Below are 17091 nucleotides of genomic sequence, written 5' to 3'. Positions count from 1 at the left end.
ACGCGCTCAGCCCGCGTCGGGCTTCAGCGAACCCGGCTTCACCAGCCAGCGCACCGCCAGCACGCCCAGCTCGTAGAGCAGGCACATCGGCACCGCCAGCATGATCATCGAGGTGATGTCGGGCGGCGTGATGAAGGCGGCGATCGCGAACGCGCCGACGATGGCGTAGCGCCGGCTGCTGCGCAGCTTGTCCAGGTCGACGACGCCCACCGCGGCAAGGATCACCACCGCCACCGGCACCTCGAAGCACAGCCCGAAGGCGAAGAACATCAGCATCACGAAATCGAGGTAGTGGGTGATGTCGGTCATCATCTCCACGCCCTGCGGGGTGATCGCGGTGAGGAAGCGGAACGCTGCGGGCAGCACCAGGAAATAGGCGAACGCACAGCCCATGTAGAACAGCACCAGCGCCGCGGCGAGCAGCGGCCGGGCCAGGCGCTTCTCGTGCTTGTACAGGCCCGGGCTGACGAAGGCCCACAGCTGGTACAGGATCATCGGCATGCTGATGAACAGCGCCGCGTAGAACGCCAGCTTCAGCGGCGTGACGAACGGGCTGGCCACCTCGGTGGCGATCAGGTGCGCGCCGGCGGGCAGGCGCGCTACCAGCGGCGCGGCCAGCTCGGTGTACAGGCGGTTGGCGAACGGCACCAGCGCCAGCAGCACCACCAGCACGGTGGCGCTGGCCTTGAGCAGCCGCGAACGCAGTTCCAGCAGGTGCGAGAACAGGCCCTGCTGCAGGTCGACCTCGGGCTCAGGCGTGGCCATGCGGCGGTTCCCCGGCGGCCTTGGCAGCAGTGCCCGCGAACAGGTCGCCGGTGGCAGGGTCCGGCGCGCTTTCCGCCGCGGCCTCCACGGCGGCGGGGCCGGCCGGCGCCGCGCTCGCGTCGCCGGTCACCGCTGCATCATTTGGCACCAGGACGTGCTGCACGTCGCGCACCTTCTGCACGGCGGCATCCAGCTCCGCCTGCGCCGCTTCCGCCTGCGCGGCGGCCTCGCGCGCGGCGCGCTTGATCTCCTCGACCTGCAATTCGCGCTCCACCTCGGCACGCACGTCGTCCCAGCCGCTGCGCATGCGCCGCAGCAATGCGCCGGCCGTGCGCGCGGCGCCTGGCAGTTTCTCCGGGCCGAGCACGATCAGCGCGATGAGCGCGAGCAGCACCAGCTTGCCGAAGCTGATCTCGATCATCGCCGCAAACCCGCCCGTCGCCGCGGCTTACTTCGCGTCGCTGGAGTCGCGCTGGCCCTGCGTCGCCTTGTCGGCGGAGCCGGCCGGCGGATCCGCGCGCAGGCGCTCGGCCTCTTCCTTGCGCTTGGCCTCGTCCTCGTCGCCGTTGAGGCCCTTCTTGAAATCCCGCATGGCGTTGCCGAGATCGGAGCCGATGTGGCGCAGCTTGCCGGTGCCGAAGATCACCACCACCACGACCAGCAGGATTATCAGATGCCAGATGCTCATGTCTTACCTCGAAAACGGACCGGACCGGAAACCCCCTCGCGCGGCGCGCCGGTCTTCCGTATCAGCGCGAAGTGTACTCCTCAAGCCGGTCGCGGAAATCCACCACCGGTGCCGGCACGTTGCTGACGCCGCCTTCGAAGATGCGCCGCGGCGTGATGCCGGCGCCGTAGATGGCGGCGTTCGCGTCGTAGTCGATGCGCAGTGCCGAGCCGTCCAGCGCCACGCCGGCGAACAGGCCGCGGCTGCGCGAGTAGGAATAGATCTCGGCCTTCATCTGCGCGTCGGTGGAGGCCGTGGCGGTGCGGCCGACCGGGCCGGCCGCGGCGGAGGCATCGGCGCCCAGGGTGAACTTGCCGTTGACGATCGAATCCACGCCGCGCTGGGTGCGGAACACCAGGATCACGTCGGTCGACGACACGCCGACCTGGAAGCCCACGCTGCCACCGGTCATGGTGACGAAGCTGGGGTTGGACCAGGTGCCGTCCGGGCTCTTCACCGAGATCAGCCCCTCGCCGCGACGGCCGCCGAAGATGAAGCCGGCCTTGAGCATGTCCGGGATCACCGCGATCGCCCTCGCGTTCTGCAACAGGTCCTTCGGGATCGCCTTGTCCGGCGCCTGCATGATGTCGTTGAGCACGCGCACCGCGTTGGCGGCACGCACCAGCGGCGGATCCTCGGCGTGCACGGCCATCGCCGGCAACAGCAGGGCCAGTCCGGCAAGCAGCAGGCGTTGCAGCGATGTCTTCAACATGGGGCAGCTCCACTCGGGTTCGGGGGAAGGCGCGGCGCCACGCGGTACGCCGGGCTTGTGGCAGACTGCACGGCTCCAGCGGCCACGGCTGTCACGATGCCACGCAGCAACCACTATACCGGCGTTGCCGACGATTCCGGTGCGCGGGTCGTTCCGTCCGTTCAGGCTGGCGTGCTGCTGGTCAACCTGGGCACGCCGACCGCGCCAACCGCCAGGGCGGTGCGGCCTTATCTGGCCGAATTCCTGGGCGATCCGCGGGTGATCGACTACCCACGCTGGCTGTGGTGGCTGATCCTGCACGGCGTGATCCTGCGCGTACGGCCGCGGCGCTCGGCGCACGCCTACGCACGGATCTGGGACGAACGCGGCTCGCCGCTGCGCTACCGCAGCGAGACGCTGGCGGCCGGCCTGCAGGCCGAACTGGACCGGCAGCAGCCCGGCACGCTGCGGGTGGCGCTGGCGATGCGCTACGGCGAACCGTCGGTGACGCACGCGATCGGGCAACTGCAGCGCGACGGCGTACGCCGGCTGCTGGTGCTGCCGCTGTACCCACAGTACTCGGCCACCTCCACCGGCTCGGTCATCGACGCGGTCGCCAACGCCTTCAAGCGGCTGCGCTGGCCGCCGGAGCTGCGCTTCATCAACGACTATCACGACGACCCGGGCCACATCGAGGCCCTGGCCGCCGGCATAGAGCGCTGGTGGGCGGCGCACGGCCGCGGCGAGAAACTGCTGCTGTCGTTCCACGGCATTCCCGAGCGCTATGTGCGCCTCGGCGATCCGTACGCCGATCAATGCCGGCGCACCGCGCAACTGCTGCGCGAGCGGTTGCAACTTGGCGAACACGAAATGGTGGTCAGCTTCCAGTCGCGCGTCGGCCGCGAGCGCTGGCTCGAACCCTACACCGACGCCACCGTGCGCCGGCTCGCCGCCGACGGCGTACGTACGCTCGACGTGGCCTGCCCCGGCTTCGCGGTGGATTGCCTGGAGACGCTGGAGGAGATCGCGATGCAGAACCGCGACTTCTTCACCGCCGCCGGCGGCGAGGCGCTGCGCTACATCCCCGCGCTGAACGACAGCACGGACCAGGTGGCCAGCCTCGCCGCGCTGGTGCGCCGGCACCTGGGCGGCTGGCCGGAAGCCGCCGGGTGACGGTGCCGGTCGAGCGCCGCGTCGGATTGCCGCACCTGCCGCTGGCCGCGCAGGTCTGGGGCGATGAAACCCTGCCGCCGTTGCTGGCGTTGCACGGCTGGCTCGACAACGCTGGCAGCTTCGCGCGGCTGGCGCCGCTGCTGGCCGCGCGCTGGCAGGTGATCGCGCTGGACCTGCCTGGCCACGGCCATTCCGGCCATCCCGCCGCCGGCGCCAGCTACCACTACGTCGATTACGTGCAGGCGGTGCTGGCCGCCGCCGACGCACTTCAGCTGGATCGCTACGCCCTGCTCGGCCATTCGCTGGGCGCCGGCATCGCCGCCCTGGTCGCCGCGGCGCGACCCGAACGGATCGAGCGGTTGCTGCTGATCGAAGGCCTCGGCCCGCTCGGCGACGACGGCTCGCACACGCTGCAGCGCTTCCGCGATGCGCTGGCGCCGCGCAACGACAACCGCAAGCCGCTGCGGATATTCCGCGATGTCGAGCAGGCGGTCAGCGCACGCAGCATCGCCAGCGGCCTGCCCGCCGAACAGGCGCGGCCGATCGTCGAGCGCGGCCTGCTCGAAACCGACGGCGGCTGGCGCTGGCGCAGCGACCCGCGGCTGACCCGCCCCAGCGCAGTGCGGATGGCCGAAGCGCAGGTGCACGCGCTGCTGCGCGGCATCGCGGCACCGACCGCCCTGCTGCTGGCGCAACCGGCCACGCCTTACCTGCCCGGCGCACTGATGCAGGCCCGCGCCGCATGCGTGGCGGACATCCTCGTCAGCCATCTCGACGGTGGCCACCACCTGCACCTGGAACACCCGCAGGCCGTCGCCCGCTGGGCGAACGCCAGCCTGCCCGCCTGAACCGTCGCGGCGACCGGCGGCGGCTACTTCCCGGCCGCCACCAGTACCTCGAAGCCTTCTACCGGCTTCCCTCTCGCCGCCGACTTCGCCGCCACCAGGTAGACCTCGTGCGTCTGCGGATCCAGCGCCATCGTGCGGGCGCTCTTCTGCGTCGGCACGTTCGCCACCACGTCGTAGTGGTCCGCATCGCGCTGGCGCACCACGGTCAGCGAGCCGTCGCCGTTCGAGCTGAGCACCAGGTGCCGCGCGGCGTCGTACGCCGCGGCGTCGGGGCCCTTGCCGATCGGCAGCTTCGCCACCGGATGGCCGTCGCGCGCATCGACAACCAGCATGACGCGGTTGTCGCACACCGAGAACAGCCGCTGCGCGGCGAGGTCGTAGGCAAGCCCGGTCGGCCCTTCGCACCCGGCCAGCGGCCAGACATCGGCGACCTTGCCCGCCTTCAGGTCGACATGAACCAGCTGCCCCTTGTCCTCGAGGTTCACGAACAGGTTGCCGTGGCCGTCGGTCACCGCGAACTCGGGGTTGCCCGGCACGGCGATGCTGGCCAGCTCCTTGCCGGCCACCGGGTCGATCACGCTGATGCTGTTGCTGCGTGCATCCATGGCCAGCACGTGGCCGTTCGCCGGGTCGGCGATGATCGCGTCCGGATCCTTGCCGCTCACCGCGATGCGACCGACGACCTTGAGCGCATCCAGGTCGATCACGCTGACATCGTCGCCGTGGCCATTGCTGACATAGCCGCGACGCTGCGCCGGCAGCAGGGCGATGCCGTGTGCGTGCCGCATGCCGGGGATCTGCGCGAGCAGCTTGCCGCTGTGCGCATCGACCACCATCACGCGGTCGTCGCGGGCGATGAACAGGCGATGCGAGGCCGGGTCCAGGGTGAGGTAATCCCAGCCGCCCTCGCCGCCGACCGCGTAGCGCTGGGTGACCGCCCAGTCCGACCCGGTGGCGGATCCGGCCTGCGCGGAAGCGCTTATGCCCGCGGCCAGCAGCAGCGCCCATGCAAGAGCTTTCATCGATGGTTTCTCCAAATGGTTCGTGGTGGAACGCCGGCGGGTTCGATCAGAACTTGAAGCGGAAGCCGGCGGTGATCGTCTGACCGTAGAACTCGCGCTGGATCGGCCGGCTGTTCGACGGACCCTCGGTGAACTTCATGCGGGTGTCGGTGAGGTTCTTCGCGTTGAGGAACAGCGACCACTGCTCGTCGACCGCATAGCTGGCGCCGAAGTCGAGCGAGAAGCGCGGCTGCGACCAGACGTCGGTGGACGGATCGCCGCCGACGCCGAAGATGTTCTTGCTGACGTAGTAGGCGCCGAGGTTCACGTCGAGGCCGCCGAGGCTGTAGGTCAACGCGAGATTCGCGGTATTGCGCGAGGTGGACGGCAGCAGCTCGGTGTCGCCCGGGCGCAGTTCCGCGCTGGAATCGACATAGGTATAGTTGGCGCTGGCGCCGAACCCGGCCAGCCAGCCCGGCAGCATGGTGAATTTCTGCTGGTAGTTGAGCTCCACGCCGCGGGCGCGCGCGCTCTTCAGGTTGGCGAAGGTGAACACCTTGGCGGCGCCGGTGAAGCCGGCGAACAGGCCGTTGTTCGGGAACGTGACGCCGACCTCCTCCTTGTTGACGATGTAATTGCTCAGTTCCTTGTCGAACACGCCGACCGAGGCGATGCCGCCGTTGTCGAGGTAGTACTCCAGCGACAGGTCGAAGTTGTCGCTGGTGGTCGGCTTGAGGTCCGGGTTGCCCTGGGTCACGGTGTCGGCGCCCGGGTCGATCAGCATGGTCGCGGTGACCTGGTTGAAGCCGGGGCGGGCGATCGTCTTCGAGTAGCTGGCGCGGGCGATCAGGTCCTCCCGCAGCTCGTAGCGCAACTGCACGGTGGGGAAGAAGTTGCCGTAGCTGTGCTTCAGCGCATGCGGCACGGCGCCGGCGAAGTTGCCGCTGACCGGATCGATCAGGATCTGGTTGCCGCCATAGCTCGCCACGGTGCGCTCCCAGCGCACGCCGGCGAGCACGCCCAGCTTGTCGACGGGCGTGAACTGGTACTGGCCGTACGCCGCGTAGACATCCTCGCTGTCGTTCGAGGCGCCCTGTGCGTCGTTCTGCTGGTCGGCCAGCGGATTGGACTCGGGGAACAGCCCGGGGTTGCCGATGAAGAAGTTGCGCAGGGCCTCGGCGTTGATGTTCGCCAGGTTCTGGTAATGATCGTGGTAGAAGCTGACCGGGCCGCCGGCGGTGAACCCGGTCAGCGGCAGCGACGGGACGTCGTAGCGGTATCGCCCGATCGCGCCGTGCCGGTCGCGCAGGCGCGCGCCGACGCCGAACTTCATGTTTTCGTCGTCGCCGTGGAAGTAGCTGGTCGGCAGCGTGAGGTTGAAGGCACCGGAGTATTCCTGGTCGTGGTCGTGCTCGGTGCTGTTCTGGAAACCGCCCAGCGTGTAGTTGGACGGATCCTGCGGGTTGACGCCGGCGACATAGGCGAAGCGCGGGTAGCGCGGATCGCTGATGTTGTCGTAGGCCACCGTGGTGGGGCCGGCGGTGGAGAAGGTGGAGTTGTAGTCGAACGCCTTGTTGTACGAACCGATCGCCAGCGCGGCCAGGTAGTCGATCCTGAAGCTGTGGAAATCGTTCTCGCCGCCGATCGTGGCCACGCGGGTGTCGATGCGCTCCTTCTCGTTGCGCAGCGTCTTGTCGAACGTCACCGTCGGGTCGATGAAGCCGTTCGGATTGGATGGATCGGCGCTGGTCGAACCGGTGCCGTTCTGGAACATGTTGTAGGTCAGGCGCTGGCGGTTGACCGACTCGGTATAGCCGGCATCGAAATAGCGCGCATACCAGCGGTTGTCGGCGTCGGGACGGTAGTCGAGCTCGCCGCCGTAGCCGACGCGGCGGCGATGGTAGCGGTAGTAGCGTTGCTCGAAATCGTTCATCACCTTGTCCGGCGTGCCGTTCGCCTGGTCGTCGGCGTAGGAGCCCTCGATGTCGTCGACGCCGCGCTTGTCCTCGTAGTACGCGAGCGTGCCGATGAAGCTGAAGGCGTTGTCCGCGCCGAAGCGGCCGCCGCCGCTGAGCATGAAATCCTTGATCGGGCTGTCGCGCAGCGTCTCGACGCCGCTGCCGATCTCGCCCTGCAGGAAATGGTCCTTGTCCGGCGGCACCTGCCGCGGGGTGATCTCGATGGTGCCGCCGAGCGCCTCCGCGTCCTGATCCGGCGTATTGCTCTTGGTCACCGTGATCGCGCCGATCAGGCCGGCCGGGATCGAATCGAACGCGACCGCACGACCGCCGCCCAGCGGCGAGGCGACGTTCGTCGGCGGCAGCCGGACGCCGCCGAACGTGGTGCCGTTGAGGTCCGCATCGAGGCCGCGGATATTGATGAAACGCCCTTCGCCGGTGTCGCTTTCCAGCGAGATGCCCGGCACCCGGCGCACCGCCTCGGCCGCGTTCACGTCCGGCAGCTTCTGGATCTCGGTCGCCGGCAGCACGTTGACGATGTTCGGCGCGTACTGCTGGAGGCTGCGCGCCATCGCGACCGGCGTAGCCTGCGCGGTGACCCTGAGTGCCTGCAGGGTCTTCACGCGGGCGCCCAGTTCGACGTCCTGCTCGATCGACTGCCCCTCGTGCAGCACTACCTGGCTGCTCACCGGCGCCTCGCCGGCGGCGGTCACCATCAGCGTATAGGTTCCGGGCTGCACCGAGGCGAACACGAAATCCCCGGCGCTGCCGGTGGTGCCGCTGAGGCCCAGTTCGCGCAACTCCACCCGCGCGCCGGCCACCGGCTGGTGGTCGTTTTCCACCTGGCCCTTGAGTACCGCGGGTGCGCCGGCGGCGTGGACGAGGCCCACTCCGGCAAGCAGGGTGCAGCTGACCAGCAGGCTGCGAACGCGTGGACGATGCATGGGAACAACCTCGACACAGGGGGATGGGATGCGACAGGCGGCGCGCTGCGGTATCGGCGGCAGGGCGTCGGCCGGCTGTCATCTGGCCGACGTTAGGCGCGTGGTATGACAGTCCCGATGCGTCGGACTTACCGATCGGTAAGGAAGCGCAGGGCGACAAGCGCAAGGATGCACAGGACCGAAGCGCTGAACGATCCGGCCAAGAGCCTGCATGAAGATCCTGATCATCGAAGACGACCTGGCGACCGCCGCGCATATCGCCGCGAACCTGCATCACCGCCATGACTGCGTGGATCGCGCCGGCGACGGGCCGCGAGGCCTGTCGATGGCGGCGGGACAGCACTACGACGTGCTGATCGTCGACCGCATGCTGCCCGGGCTCGACGGCCTGAGCCTGGTGCGCAAGCTGCGCGCCGACGGCCGCGAGATGCCGGTGCTGATGGTCTCGGCGCTGGGCGAGGTGGACGCGCGCGTCGAGGGGCTGGAGGCCGGGGTGGACGATTACCTGGCCAAGCCGTTCGCGATGACCGAGCTCAACGCCCGGCTGGCGGCGCTGGCACGGCGGCCGCGGCTGGGCGAGGCCGCGACGCGGCTGCGCGTGGCCGACCTCGAGCTGGACCGGATCAGCCGCGAGGTCCGCCGCGCCGGGCGCACGATCGAACTGCAGCCGCGCGAATTCCGCCTGCTCGAATACCTGATGGCGCACGCCGGGCGCGTGGTGACCCGCACGATGCTGCTCGAGCATGTGTGGGAGTTCCACTTCGAGCCGCAGACCAGCGTGGTCGAGACGCACATCAGCCGGCTGCGCGGGAAGATCGACCGCGGCTTCGACGACGAGCTGCTGCACACCATCCGCAGCGTCGGGTACTCGTTGCGTGCAGCGGACTGAGGGCTTGCGCGCGATCGTCTTCCGCACCGCCGCGTTCCGCATGGCGCTGTGGCAGGCCGCGCTGTTCGCCGTGCTCGCCGCCGCCCTGCTCGGCATCGTCTGGCTGCGCATCAACGACTATGCGCAGGAACAGCTGCGCGACGACGTCGCCATCGAGATGGCCAGCCTGCGCCAGGCCGACGCCCGCGATAACCTGGAAGCGGAACTGCGCCAGCGGCTCGCCGGGCTGCCGGCCGACCAGGACTACTACCTGCTCACCGATGCCGGCGGGCGCGCGATCGCCGGCAACCTCAGCTACCGGCCCGCCAGTGCAGGCTGGCACGCGGTTCCGCTGCATGGTGCGGTCGGTAAGGACAACAGCGACGCCGACCAGGTGCAGCTGTTCGCCGCGCGCCTCGCCGACGGCCGCTGGCTGGTGGTCGGGCGCGACAACCGCTCGGTGGTCGAGCTGGGCGAGGTGCTCAGCCGCGGCTTCATCGATATCGGCCTGCTCGCCGTCGTGCTGGTGCTGCTCAGCGGGGGCTTCGCCAGCTGGCGCTACCTGCAGCGCATCGACGCGCTCGGCGAACGCGCCGAACGCATGCTCGAGGGCGCCCCGGAATCGCGCATCGTCGGCAGCGGGCGCGGCGACGAGATCGATCGCCTGGCGGCCCGGCTGAACCGCATGCTCGAGCGCATGCGGGTGCTGATGGAAGGCATGCGCCAGGTGTCGGATGACATCGCGCACGACCTGCGCACGCCGCTGAGCAAGGTGCGCCAGCAGCTGGAGGCCAGCCTGGCCGACACTTCGGACGAGGCCATGCTGCGACGTTCGGTCGATCGGGCCATCGCCGACATCGACGGATTGCTGGTCACCTTCCGCGCGCTGCTGCGCATCGCCAGCGTTGAGGCGCGGGAGCGGCAGGCCGGCTTCGGGGAGGTCGACCTGTCGGCCGTGTTCGAGCACATCGCCGAGACCTATCGGCCGGTGGCGGAGGACGGCAATCGTCGCCTCGAAGCCAGCGTCGCGCCCGGCCAGCGGATGCGCGGCGACCGGGCGCTGATCACCCAGATGCTCGCCAACCTGGTCGAGAACGCGCTACGCCACACCCCGCCCGACGCGCATATCCGGGTGGACCTTCAGGCCGGCGCGGGCGCGCTAGTCGGGCGCATCGCCGACACCGGTCCGGGCATCCCGGCCGAGTCGCGCGAACGGGTGCTGAAGCGCTTCGTGCGGCTGGACAGCAGCCGCAGCACGCCGGGAGCCGGCCTGGGCCTGGCGCTGGTCGCGGCGGTCAGCGACCTGCACGGGATCAAGCTGACGCTGCGCGACGCGGCACCCGGGCTGGTGGTCGAGCTCCGGTTCCCGGATACCGCGCCCCGCTAGAGCGCAGCCTTCAGTGCGACGGGCTGGCCAGCCCCAGCACGGCCAGGCCCTGCTCGAAGCGGATGTCGACCGGAATATGTGCCTGGTCGAGCCGCTTCAGGTCGCCGGCCAGTTCGGCGTCGACCGCGCCCATCTGGTCGGTGAGCTGCCTGGCGGCCTCGTAATCGCCGTCGCCCTGGATGGTCAGCAGCTTCGCCGACAGTGCGTTCATCGCCGCGGTCATCTTGTCGAAGTCGACGCGGTAGCGGCCGGTCTTCTCGTCGCGGCTGAACGCACCCTGCTGCTTGAAGAAGTTGAAGCGCACCATGTTGGCCTTGGCGTGCGCGTCGCTGGCGCCGAAACGCACCGAGCGGAGGATGCCGGCGAGGAAGGTGACGTAGTTGTCCATCAGCCTCGCCTTGTCCAGCTCGCCCTTGTCGGCGAGCTTGGTCACCATGTATAGGCCGAGGATGTCCGCCTTGCCTTCCTCGAAGCTGGAGGCCTGGTCCTTCAGCGCCTTGCGCACGGTGCCCTTGCCGTCGAGGGTGTTCTTGATGCCCAGTCCGTGCGCCACCTCGTGGAACATGGTGTTCTGGAAGAACGCGTCGAAGCTGAGGTTGTGCTGCTGGTCGTCGGCGATCAGCTCCTTCGCGATCGGCCGCATGATCTGGTCGAACTTCGCCTGCATCACGTTTTCCAGCTGCAGCCGGCGGGTGCCCTTCTTCAGCTGCACCTGCTCGTCGTTGGGCAGGTTGATCGCGATGGTCTTGGCGCCGACGTTGGCGTCGCCGCCGTAGTAGACCGCGAAGTAGGCGTTGAGGTCGGCGTCGGAGCCCGGCTTCTCGGCCTTGTACCTGTCCGGCACCGGCAGGCCGCGCTGCAGCTCAGGCAGGTACTTCGCGAAGCGTGCCAGCTTCGCGCTCCAGGCCTGGTCCTTGATCAGCACGTAGGACTCGTAGCTGGCCTTGTAGCCGTACAGCTGGTCCTCGTAGGTCTCGATCGGGCCGATCACGAGGTCGATCGGGTTTTTCTTCATGTCCATCCAGGCGAAGTCGCTGGCCTGGTAGTCGTCGCTGAGCAGCGCGCCGGCGCGCAGCGTGAGGTATTTGCGGAAGCCGGGGTCCTTCGCCAGTTTCGCGGCCTGGCGCAGCAGGCCGGCGGTCTTCTCCAGCTCGGCCTTGTACGCCTCGTGGTACGGCACGGTGATCAGCTGGCCTTGCGCGTCGCGGCGCAGCAGGGTGTACAGCGCGGTCTTGTCCTTCAGCGGGGACTTTTCGAACTCCGCCTTGCTCATGTCGGCCGGATAGAACTGCGCGCCCGGCGGACGCGCACCGACCCCATCGACGAACGGCTGGTCGTTGTCGAGCCGATCCCACGGGCCGTAGTTGATCTCGGCGAATTCGCGCGTGGCCGGGTCGGCGATCTTCTGCAGCAGCGCATTCCTGTCGCCCCACGCCTGCTGCCAGTAGATCGCATTCATGCTGTCGGCGGCCTCGACCAGCAGCGCGATCATCTTCTTCTGCCGTGCGTCGAACCGCGACAGGTCGGCGACGAGTTTCACCGTGGCGTAGTCGGCCAGATGCCGCTGCACCGCCGTGCTGGTGGCGTCGCTGGTCGACGCCGGGGCAGGCGCGCTGGCGGTCGGCGCCGGCGCCAGTTCTTCCTTCGACACCGGTGCCGGCGTGTCATGCTGGGAGGAACAGGCGGCCAGTGCCAGCAGCAGACACACGGGGAGCAGACGTCGGACCATGGCGACTCCTTGAAGAAGCGGTCGCCCATGGTATCGCGCCATGCCTCCCGGCGGCGCCCGCGCGGCGGATCGTGCGAACCGCATCGCGATTGCGGCGTCGGCCTTGCGGGTCATGCCTGACCGGATGCACATGCCGTGCCGCGGCCGTTCGGTTATCGTGCCCCTCCCATCGCCCCGCCACGTCCATGGACCAACCGCCGACTCCCGCCGCACCGCGCCACCGGGCCGCGCTGGCCTTCATCTATGTCACCGTGCTGCTGGACATGCTGGCGTTCGGCATCATCATCCCGGTGCTGCCGCACCTGATCGAGCAGCTGGCCGGCGGCGGCATCGCGAAGGCGGCGTGGTGGGTGGGCATCTTCAGCACGGTGTTCGCGCTCGTTCAGTTCGTGTTCGCGCCGGTGCAGGGCGCGCTGTCGGACCGTTACGGCCGGCGGCCGGTGATCCTGATCTCCAACCTCGGCCTGGCGGTGGATTTCGTGGTGCTGGCGCTGGCGCCCACGCTGTGGCTGCTGTTCCTGGCGCGCATCCTGCTCGGCATGACGGCGGCCAGCTTCAGCACCGCCAATGCCTATATCGCCGACATCACGCCGAAGGAAAAACGCGCGGCAGCGTTCGGCGTCCTCGGCAGCGCGTTCGGTCTGGGCTTCATCATCGGCCCCGGCGTGGGCGGCTTCCTCGGCGGCATCGCCCTGCGGCTGCCGTTCTGGGTGGCCGCTGCGCTGGCGCTGTGCAACTTCATGTACGGCTGCTTCATCCTGCCCGAGTCGCTGCCGAAGGAACGCCGCACCCGCCGGCTCGAGCTGCACGGCGCACACCCGTTCGGCTCGCTGAAGCTGCTGCGCCGCCACCCGCAGGTGCTCGGCCTGGCGGTGGTGCTGTTCCTGGTCTACCTGGCGCATTACGTGCTGCAGACGGTGTTCGTGCTGTATGCGGATTACCGCTACCACTGGGGTCCGCAGGCGGTCGGCTACGTGCTGATGCTGGTCGGCGCCTGCGACGGTTTCGTGCAGGCGGTGCTCACCGGCAAGCTGGCGCCGCGGTTCGGCGAACGCCGCGTGCTGCTGGCCGGCATGCTGTTCGGCGTCGGTGCGTTCCTGGTGATGGGTATGGCCGACGTAGGCTGGGCGTTCCTGTTCGGCGTGCCGCTGCTGGCGCTGTGGGGGCTGGCGATGCCGCCGATCCAGTCGATCATGACCCAGCAGGTCGACCCTTCCGAGCAGGGCCGGCTGCAGGGCGCGATCAGCAGCCTGGGCAGTTTCGCCGGCATCTTCGGGCCCTATCTGTTCGCGCAGGTCTTCGCGCTGTCGATCGCCCCGTCTTCGCCCGTCCATCTGCCGGGTGTAGCCTTCGTGCTTTCGGCCGCGCTGATGCTGGCCGGCCTGGCGATCGCCGCCCGGGTCACCCGGCACCTGCCGGCGGTCGCGGTACCGGACCCCGACGAGCTTGCCCCCATCGTGCTTCCCGGCGACCTGCCCATGCTGGCTGCCGCTCCTTCACCCGAACACTCCCGCAAACCCCAGGAAGACCACCCATGACGCTTTCCATGTACCAGGCCTCCGTTCCCGTCTTCGTCCGCGCGCTGGGCAACCTCGCCCATGTGCTGAAGAAGGGCGAGCTGCACGCGAAGTCAAAGAACGTCAGCGACGAAGTGCTGCTGCAGACCCGGCTGATCCCCGACATGCTGCCGCTGATCAAGCAGATCCAGATCGCCTGCGACATGGCCACCCGCGGCACCGCCCGCCTGGCCGGCGCGGAGCCGCAGAGCTTCGAGGACAACGAGGCCACGCTGGAGCAGGCCTACAGCCGCATCGAGCGCTCGATCGAGTACATCAAAAGCTTCAAGCCAGAGCAGATCGACGGCAGCGAGACCCGCGCGATCCACCTGAAGATGCGCAACGGCGAGATGCATTTCGAAGGCCAGGCCTACCTGCTGCACTTCACCATCCCGAACCTGTTCTTCCACTGCACCACCGCCTACGACATCCTGCGCCAGGCCGGCACCGACATCGGCAAGACCGACTTCATCGGCAACGCCTGAGCTGGCACGGCGGCGGCCCGGGGACGGGCCGTCGCCGCGGAATCCCTGAAATGTGATGCACTCCACATTTCGCCAAGAACCGATGGCCCGGCTCCTGCTTGCAGGGAGATACCTCCCCGCAGCTTCTCGAGCACGCGTCATGGAACAGATCAAATGCATCATCGTCGGCGGCCCGCAGCACGGCCTGGTGCTCTGCCACCCGTGGGACCGACGCCGCCCGGCTCCGTTGTGCGTGACCGCCGACGACGGCGAGCCGTGCGTCGTCGCCGCCCGACGGCATGACCGCAGCATGCGTCCGCACTACCTGCTACTGCACCCGCGCGCCACCGGCGAACAGATCCTGACCATGCTCGCGGCCTGAACTGACCCTGCGGGTCACTTCGGGGCCGCCCCGGCACCTGCCGAGACAGGACAACAAGTCACAGGGCCGGCCGCGCTTGTCGGCTACGCGCGATCGCATCGACAATAGCCGACCGGGCCAACGCCCCTCCTAGTCGACGACCGCCCCGGGCACCCATGCTGCGACTGACCGACCTCAAGCTGCCGCTCGATCACGGCGAGGCCGCGCTCACCGCCGCGATCCTCGGGCGGCTGGACATCGACGCCGCCGCGCTCACCGGCTACACCGTCGCCCGGCGCGGCTACGACGCCCGCAAGCGCGGCGCGATCACGCTGATCTACGCACTGGACATCGACACCCCGCGCGAGGCCGAACTGCTGCGTCGTTTCGCCGGCGACCCGCACGTGCAGCCGACGCCGGACACCAGCTACCACTTCGTCACCAAGGCCCCGCCGCGGCTGGAGCACCGCCCCCTGGTGGTCGGCTTCGGCCCCTGCGGGCTGTTCGCGGGGCTGATCCTGGCGCAGATGGGTTTCCGCCCGATCATCCTCGACCGCGGCAAGGAAGTGCGCGAGCGCACCCGGGACACCTGGGACCTGTGGCGCAAGCGCCAGCTGCACCCGGAATCGAACGTGCAGTTCGGCGAAGGCGGCGCCGGCACCTTCTCCGACGGCAAGCTGCACAGCCAGATCCGCGACCCGCAGCATCACGGCCGCAAGGTGCTCACCGAATTCGTCAAGGCCGGCGCGCCGGAGGAAATCCTCTACGTCAGCAAGCCGCACATCGGCACGTTCCGGTTGGTGACGATGGTGGAGAACATGCGCGCCACGATCGAGTCGCTGGGCGGCGAGATCCGCTTCAGCCAGCGCGTGGACGATCTGCTGATCGACACCGATGCAGCCGGCGAGCGCCACGTCCGCGGCGTCACCCTGGCCAGCGGCGAGCAGCTCCGTGCCGACCAGGTGGTGATGGCGCTCGGCCACAGCGCGCGCGACACGTTCGAGATGCTGCATGCACGCGACGTGTACCTGGAGGCAAAGCCTTTTTCGATCGGCTTCCGCATCGAGCACCCGCAATCGGTGATCGACCGCGCCCGCTTCGGCCCGCAGGCCGGCCACCCGATCCTCGGCGCGGCCGACTACAAGCTGGTGCATCACGGCAAAGGAAATCAGGGTGGCCGTGGCCGCTCCGTATACAGCTTCTGCATGTGCCCCGGCGGCACCGTGGTGGCCGCCACCAGCGAACCCGGCCGCGTGGTCACCAACGGCATGAGCCAGTACTCGCGCAACGAGCGCAACGCGAACGCGGCGGTGGTGGTCGGCATCGAACCCGCCGATTTCGCGCCGTTCGATGCCAGCGGCAGCCCGCTGGCCGGCATCGCCCTGCAGCGCGCGCTGGAAAGCCGCGCCTATGTGCTCGGCGGCGAAAACTACAGCGCCCCGGCGCAACGGGTCGGCGACTTCCTCGCCGGTCGCGCCTCGCGCGAGTTCGGCGACGTGCAACCTTCCTACCAGCCCGGCGTCACCCTGGGCAGCCTCGACAGCGCGCTGCCCGACTACGCGATCGCCGCGATCCGCGAGGCGCTGCCCACGTTCGAGCGGCAGATCCGCGGCTATGCGATGCACGACGCCATCCTCACCGGCGTGGAGACGCGCACCTCCTCGCCCGTCCGCATCACGCGCGACGACAGCCTGCAAAGCCTCAACACCCGCGGCCTCTACCCCGCCGGCGAAGGCGCCGGCTACGCCGGCGGCATCCTTTCCGCCGCGGTGGACGGCATCAAGGTCGCCGAGGCGGTCGCGCTGAGCATCACCGGCAGCCTGGTTCCGACCGGCGGTTGATTGCGCCGCGTCGCGGCCGCATCTTGATCGGATCCGCAGTACTTGCACTGCCTGCCTCACGACCAGGGTACCCCGATGTCCACGCCCGCTCCGCTTCGTATCGACTTCGTCTCCGACGTTTCCTGCCCATGGTGCGCGATCGGGCTGGCTTCGCTGCAGCAGGCGCTGGCGAAGCTGGACGGCGAGGTGACGGCCGAGATCCACTTCCAGCCGTTCGAGCTGAACCCGCAGATGGCGGCGGAGGGCGAGGACGCGGTCGAGCATCTGGTGCGCAAGTACGGCAGCACGCCGGCGCAGATGGCGGCGAACCAGGAAATGATCCGCGAACGCGGCGCGGCGTTGGGCTTCACCTTCGACATGGCGCGGCGCCGCCGCGTCTACAACACCTTCGACGCGCACCGGCTGCTGCACTGGGCCGGGCTGGAAGGCCGCCAGCTCGCATTGAAGCAGGTGCTGCTGCGCGCGTACTTCACCGACGGCGAGGATGTCGGCGCGCACGATACGCTGGTGCGGCTCGCCGGCGAAGTCGGCCTGGACGCCGCACGCGCGCGTCAGATCCTCGCCGGCGACGAGTTCGCCGACACGGTGCGCGCGCAGGAGGAGTTCTTCACCTCGCGCGGCATCCATTCGGTGCCGGCCACCATCATCAACGGCCGGCACCTGATTTCCGGCGGGCAGCCGCCGGAGGCGTTCGAGCAGGCGTTGCGCCAGATCGCCGCCGCGGAGTAGGCGCGCCCGGCATGCGGGGGCGCCGCGACCGATTCCCGCGCGGCGGCAG

At 69.1% G+C, this 17091-nt stretch carries 16 protein-coding genes; 9 read left to right on the top strand and 7 right to left on the bottom strand.

Features of this window, described 5'->3' with window-relative positions:
- Window positions 1-6: 6 nt before the first annotated feature.
- From tatC to DEO45_RS10650, 4 genes are all read right to left on the bottom strand, one after another.
- Window positions 7-765, bottom strand: coding sequence for a twin-arginine translocase subunit TatC (tatC, locus tag DEO45_RS10665; RefSeq protein WP_114343350.1), 759 nt, complete (start codon window positions 763-765; stop codon window positions 7-9).
- Window positions 752-1186: a Sec-independent protein translocase protein TatB gene (tatB, locus tag DEO45_RS10660; protein WP_114343348.1), complete on the bottom strand. Its 435-nt coding sequence runs from the start codon at window positions 1184-1186 to the stop codon at window positions 752-754. Before tatB ends, tatC begins: the two co-directional genes overlap by 14 nt.
- A 27-nt stretch (window positions 1187-1213) precedes the next feature.
- Window positions 1214-1453, bottom strand: coding sequence for a twin-arginine translocase TatA/TatE family subunit (locus DEO45_RS10655; RefSeq protein ID WP_114343346.1), 240 nt, complete (start codon window positions 1451-1453; stop codon window positions 1214-1216).
- A 61-nt stretch (window positions 1454-1514) separates the two neighbouring features.
- A complete protein-coding gene (locus DEO45_RS10650) occupies window positions 1515-2204 on the bottom strand; it encodes a lipid-binding SYLF domain-containing protein (RefSeq protein ID WP_114343344.1) in 690 nt (229 codons plus the stop codon).
- A 96-nt stretch (window positions 2205-2300) separates the two neighbouring features.
- On the opposite strand from DEO45_RS10650, the gene hemH reads away from it, so the two are divergent.
- On the top strand, window positions 2301-3356 hold the full coding sequence (gene hemH, locus DEO45_RS10645) for a ferrochelatase (protein ID WP_114343342.1): 1056 nt from the start codon (window positions 2301-2303) through the stop codon (window positions 3354-3356).
- A complete protein-coding gene (locus DEO45_RS10640) occupies window positions 3353-4204 on the top strand; it encodes an alpha/beta fold hydrolase (RefSeq protein WP_114343340.1) in 852 nt (283 codons plus the stop codon). The genes hemH and DEO45_RS10640 overlap by 4 nt, the downstream gene beginning before the upstream one ends.
- A 23-nt stretch (window positions 4205-4227) precedes the next feature.
- On the opposite strand, the gene DEO45_RS10635 is transcribed toward DEO45_RS10640, so the two are convergent.
- Entirely contained in the window at window positions 4228-5226 is a 999-nt protein-coding gene (locus tag DEO45_RS10635; RefSeq protein WP_114343337.1) for a YncE family protein, read from the bottom strand.
- 46 nt (window positions 5227-5272) lie between these two features.
- Window positions 5273-8107, bottom strand: a complete 2835-nt coding sequence (locus DEO45_RS10630; RefSeq protein ID WP_114343334.1) for a TonB-dependent receptor — start codon at window positions 8105-8107, stop codon at window positions 5273-5275.
- A 211-nt stretch (window positions 8108-8318) separates the two neighbouring features.
- Here DEO45_RS10630 and DEO45_RS10625 point away from each other — a divergent pair, with 211 nt between their 5' ends.
- Both DEO45_RS10625 and DEO45_RS10620 read left to right on the top strand, forming a co-directional pair.
- Window positions 8319-8996, top strand: coding sequence for a response regulator transcription factor (locus DEO45_RS10625; RefSeq protein WP_114343332.1), 678 nt, complete (start codon window positions 8319-8321; stop codon window positions 8994-8996).
- 4 nt (window positions 8997-9000) lie between these two features.
- On the top strand, window positions 9001-10362 hold the full coding sequence (locus DEO45_RS10620; protein ID WP_114343330.1) for a sensor histidine kinase: 1362 nt from the start codon (window positions 9001-9003) through the stop codon (window positions 10360-10362).
- Window positions 10363-10372: 10 nt separating this feature from the next.
- On the opposite strand, the gene DEO45_RS10615 is transcribed toward DEO45_RS10620, so the two are convergent.
- Window positions 10373-12091, bottom strand: a complete 1719-nt coding sequence (locus DEO45_RS10615; protein WP_114343328.1) for a dipeptidyl-peptidase 3 family protein — start codon at window positions 12089-12091, stop codon at window positions 10373-10375.
- Between the two features lie 185 nt (window positions 12092-12276).
- On the opposite strand from DEO45_RS10615, the gene DEO45_RS10610 reads away from it, so the two are divergent.
- From DEO45_RS10610 to DEO45_RS10590, 5 genes are all read left to right on the top strand, one after another.
- Complete coding sequence (locus DEO45_RS10610; RefSeq protein WP_114343326.1) at window positions 12277-13629, top strand: TCR/Tet family MFS transporter; 1353 nt, start codon at window positions 12277-12279, stop codon at window positions 13627-13629.
- A complete protein-coding gene (locus DEO45_RS10605) occupies window positions 13626-14132 on the top strand; it encodes a DUF1993 domain-containing protein (protein WP_114343324.1) in 507 nt (168 codons plus the stop codon). The genes DEO45_RS10610 and DEO45_RS10605 overlap by 4 nt, the downstream gene beginning before the upstream one ends.
- Window positions 14133-14271: 139 nt before the next feature.
- Window positions 14272-14493 carry a hypothetical protein gene (locus tag DEO45_RS10600; protein ID WP_114343321.1) on the top strand — a complete coding sequence of 74 codons (222 nt, stop codon included), beginning with the start codon at window positions 14272-14274 and terminating at the stop codon, window positions 14491-14493.
- 155 nt (window positions 14494-14648) lie between these two features.
- On the top strand, window positions 14649-16313 hold the full coding sequence (locus DEO45_RS10595; RefSeq protein ID WP_114343318.1) for an NAD(P)/FAD-dependent oxidoreductase: 1665 nt from the start codon (window positions 14649-14651) through the stop codon (window positions 16311-16313).
- A 75-nt stretch (window positions 16314-16388) separates the two neighbouring features.
- The gene (locus DEO45_RS10590) at window positions 16389-17042 is read left to right on the top strand and encodes a DsbA family oxidoreductase (RefSeq protein WP_114343315.1); all 654 of its coding nucleotides are present in this window, start codon (window positions 16389-16391) and stop codon (window positions 17040-17042) included.
- Window positions 17043-17091: the final 49 nt, after the last annotated feature.

Origin of the sequence: Rhodanobacter denitrificans (genome assembly GCF_003335105.1) — a bacterium.
In the GTDB taxonomy this organism is placed as follows: Bacteria; Pseudomonadota; Gammaproteobacteria; order Xanthomonadales; family Rhodanobacteraceae; genus Rhodanobacter; species Rhodanobacter denitrificans_A.
This window is presented reverse-complemented; position numbering and strand designations above follow the sequence as displayed.

Coding starts and splice junctions, on each gene's coding strand:
- tatC (WP_114343350.1), bottom strand. CDS start 765: ATGGCCACGCCTGAGCCCGAGGTCGACCTGCAGCAGGGCCTGTTCTCG.
- tatB (WP_114343348.1), bottom strand. CDS start 1,186: ATGATCGAGATCAGCTTCGGCAAGCTGGTGCTGCTCGCGCTCATCGCG.
- DEO45_RS10655 (WP_114343346.1), bottom strand. CDS start 1,453: ATGAGCATCTGGCATCTGATAATCCTGCTGGTCGTGGTGGTGGTGATC.
- DEO45_RS10650 (WP_114343344.1), bottom strand. CDS start 2,204: ATGTTGAAGACATCGCTGCAACGCCTGCTGCTTGCCGGACTGGCCCTG.
- hemH (WP_114343342.1), top strand. CDS start 2,301: ATGCCACGCAGCAACCACTATACCGGCGTTGCCGACGATTCCGGTGCG.
- DEO45_RS10635 (WP_114343337.1), bottom strand. CDS start 5,226: ATGAAAGCTCTTGCATGGGCGCTGCTGCTGGCCGCGGGCATAAGCGCT.
- DEO45_RS10630 (WP_114343334.1), bottom strand. CDS start 8,107: ATGCATCGTCCACGCGTTCGCAGCCTGCTGGTCAGCTGCACCCTGCTT.
- DEO45_RS10625 (WP_114343332.1), top strand. CDS start 8,319: ATGAAGATCCTGATCATCGAAGACGACCTGGCGACCGCCGCGCATATC.
- DEO45_RS10615 (WP_114343328.1), bottom strand. CDS start 12,091: ATGGTCCGACGTCTGCTCCCCGTGTGTCTGCTGCTGGCACTGGCCGCC.
- DEO45_RS10610 (WP_114343326.1), top strand. CDS start 12,277: ATGGACCAACCGCCGACTCCCGCCGCACCGCGCCACCGGGCCGCGCTG.
- DEO45_RS10605 (WP_114343324.1), top strand. CDS start 13,626: ATGACGCTTTCCATGTACCAGGCCTCCGTTCCCGTCTTCGTCCGCGCG.
- DEO45_RS10600 (WP_114343321.1), top strand. CDS start 14,272: ATGGAACAGATCAAATGCATCATCGTCGGCGGCCCGCAGCACGGCCTG.
- DEO45_RS10595 (WP_114343318.1), top strand. CDS start 14,649: ATGCTGCGACTGACCGACCTCAAGCTGCCGCTCGATCACGGCGAGGCC.
- DEO45_RS10590 (WP_114343315.1), top strand. CDS start 16,389: ATGTCCACGCCCGCTCCGCTTCGTATCGACTTCGTCTCCGACGTTTCC.